This is a genomic window from Actinophytocola xanthii (genome assembly GCF_001921205.1).
Classification (GTDB): Bacteria; Actinomycetota; Actinomycetes; order Mycobacteriales; family Pseudonocardiaceae; genus Actinophytocola; species Actinophytocola xanthii.
The window spans coordinates 1-2,966 of sequence record NZ_MSIE01000162.1 but is presented as its reverse complement, the minus strand read 5'-3'; the positions used below and the strand labels follow the sequence as shown (position 1 = coordinate 2,966).

General features: G+C 62.9%; 2 protein-coding genes. One reads left to right on the top strand and one right to left on the bottom strand.

What is annotated here, in order from left to right; all coding sequences use genetic code 11:
* Positions 1-255 (bottom strand): hypothetical protein (locus BU204_RS41800; RefSeq protein ID WP_233161069.1); only part of this gene is annotated, 255 nt, incomplete at its 3' end.
* 255 nt (positions 256-510) lie between these two features.
* Here BU204_RS41800 and BU204_RS37665 point away from each other — a divergent pair.
* The gene (locus tag BU204_RS37665; RefSeq protein WP_083661994.1) at positions 511-1,983 is read left to right on the top strand and encodes an ATP-binding protein; all 1,473 of its coding nucleotides are present in this window, start codon (positions 511-513) and stop codon (positions 1,981-1,983) included.
* Positions 1,984-2,966 lie beyond the last annotated feature (983 nt).

The following is a 2,966-nucleotide window of genomic DNA, read 5'->3' as shown; positions in this document are numbered from 1 at the left end:
TCGACAACAACGCAAAGTAAAGACACCAGGATCACGCGACACTAGGGTCTCGGTCAGCACCTTCTGGGTCAACGGTTTATTGTGCGCCACCCAACCCCACCGTGCCTCGTGCTCATTGATGTCCTCCCGCAGGCCCGTGTAGGTCTTCCTACCAGACACGAGCGATGCAAGCACCGCTGTGACCCACTGCCCTGCCAGCACACCCATCGCTGTGTGGATGCTGTGCCGGTAGGGCAAATGCTGCTTGTCAACCATCACGCCCCCGCAGTTCATGAATAGTCACCGTTCATTGTGCTCGTTGCCCGGACGACGTGGGTGCAGACCCGGCAGAAATCTCATCGCGGCTTCACTGAGATCTCCACGAACCCCAGGGTGCGGCTGTTGAAGCACGTTGCAGTACGCCGGCCACGGCGATGTACGAAAGATCGGTCACCTCCTCCTGTAGGTCGTGGTGCCCGACGGGACCGGTCTTCTGGCCTGTGGGTACTCGGAGCCGTGCGATCGGGCGCGATGGCAATAGATGAGGTGGAGACGCACGGGACATGTCGACTTGTCGGAGGGTGGCTATCCAGAGTTCGCCGGGGCCTTCCTCCGGAGGCGTCAGGGGACGTCACGCAATGGAGGACTCGTGTGGCGCGTGGCCCTAGCGACGTTCCTAGAGGCGGAGGGCGATTCGAGGTGGGATCAGTGAGACCAAGTGGGGAGACGGGAACGGCTACCTGGGGGGTACGCTGGGCTGTCAACCCAGGCGTAGAGCTGAGAACGTGGCGCGCCCGACGTCGCCTGAGCCTGCGGGCCCTGGCGTCACGAGTGAGCTGTGACTACGGCTATCTCGGAAAGATCGAGAATGGGAAAGCCAATCTCACGCAGGGCATGGCCGTAGCATGTGATCAGGCGTTGGGTGCCAACGGCGCACTGATTCGCGCGTGGAAGACCGCCCAAGGATCAGTGCGGCCAGCCCAACTACCCGCTGCACCGGCGCTGTTGCTGGGCCGAGAGAACGAACTCGCAGCCTTGGCTGCTGGGTTGCGCTCGCGCGATACCGGGTCGCCCCGTGTGGCGGCTATCGACGGCGCGGCGGGGGTTGGCAAAACCGCGCTCGCATTGCGGCTGGCCCACGACATTTCTCACCAGTACGTCGACGGTCACCTCTATGCGGATTTTGGTGGGTTCGCTCCCCCAGAGAAGGCGGCATCGGCGGGAAAGGTGCTGATGAGCTTCCTGACTGCAATGGGAGCAACTCTTGTGCCGGACACAGCGGTGGAGCGGGCCAGCCTGTATCGATCACTGCTGATCGAGCGTAACACGCTCATCGTGTTGGACAACGTCAACGATCTCGACGACGTCGAGCAACTGATGCCGGCCTCGCCAGGTTGCGCCGTTCTCGTGACTAGTCGTCGCGCACTCCCGAGTCTCGTCGCTCGCCATAACGCGACGCGGGTTGTAGTGCGCCCCCTGTCCGAGGACAAATCCATCGAGCTGATGAGCATCGTGATTGGAAACGACCGCGCTGAGGCCGCCGGCGAGGCGATGGCCATGCTGGCGCGACGCTGCGGCCACCTGCCGCTTGCGCTCGCCCTGGCCGCCGAACAGATCGCGATGTATCCCAATCGACCGGTCGTCGAACTGGTGGACGAGATGATCGATGATGAAGACCGGCTGAGAGCATGGGGAAACACCAACCTACGAGAGGTACTTTCCTGGTCCTACCGTAACCTGAGCCCTGATGCCGCGCTCCTATTCCAGGTGTTCAGCCAACACCGCGACTCCCACCTGAGCGTCGCCGCAGCAGCGGCGCTGGCTGGCGTGCCGGCACTGCAAGTGCGACGGCTCCTACACCAGCTGGCATCGTTGCACCTCGTCGAGATCGACTCAGACCAGGTCATCCGGCTCCATGAAGTGGTTCGCGCGTACGGCCGAGATTTAGCGACCGCCGTCGACGCCGAGGAGCAGCGGATCTGGCCACCGCCGACGGTGGCGTGATCGATGTGGGAACTGAGGCGTGTGAATGCGCGACAATAGCGAAGTTGTGGAACGTCGCGTCGTAACAGGGTGAAATGTGCTCGCGATGCACCTCGAAGTCATCCACGCAGCGGCCATGCCCTGGTGAACGGCGTGGATTATGCGGCTATCTCTGCGTGACGTGACTACGCGTACATCGGTTTTGAAGAGCTGGCACCAACCTCGAACGTCAAGGAAAGGCACGATGTTTACACTGTTGAATCTGCATCTCGGGCACTTCGGCAATGCCGATTACACTGCCAGCCTGCGGCGCCTGGCAGCCACTGAGGCCGCCGGCCTTAGGATATACTTGGCTCCAAACCCATCCAGCGCTGGGATCACCTGCGCAACCGCTGCCCTATTCTCGGATCCGAATGTAGATTCGCACCAGGACAAGGACATGCCCCCGGAGCCGGCATTCATGGGACTGGCGTGTGGCGACGTCGCTCGTCGCGTCGCTAGCCTCGCTCCCGTACCACTGCTACATCTGCATCAACACCACCCGCTGGCGTCTCCGCGAGCTCGCGCTCTACGCCGCGTGGCTCACCCTCCCCACCGTGCTCGAACCCACCCGTGCGGCACCATTGGCCTCCGCTCACTCGGGCTACGGCTCCCGCCCCCGACGACGTGCTCATCATGCTCGACCACCGCTCCCTCACCGACCAGCTCAGCGGACGACGAAGACGCCCCTGTGGTCCCTCCTCGGCGCCCTCCACGGCCTCGCCCAACACATACGCGTCCACTTCGACCGCACCCCGCGACAACACGTACCGCGCTGTTCCCGCCACCGCCTACCTCATCGCCTGGTCCCCTGGTTTGTTGAGCAGCTCGCGGCGAAGAGGAGTGGGCCCCTGCCGCCATGTTCCGGCCCAGCCCGCCCTCGTGGACATCATCGCTAAGACAGTGTCTCGTATGGCTCTTCTGAGAGCCTGTTCCTGAACTTATTTGGTGAGGCGTTGGCTGGT

Excerpts from the sequence above, each read along its gene's own strand:
- BU204_RS37665 (WP_083661994.1), top strand. The coding sequence starts at position 511 with ATGGCAATAGATGAGGTGGAGACGCACGGGACATGTCGACTTGTCGGA.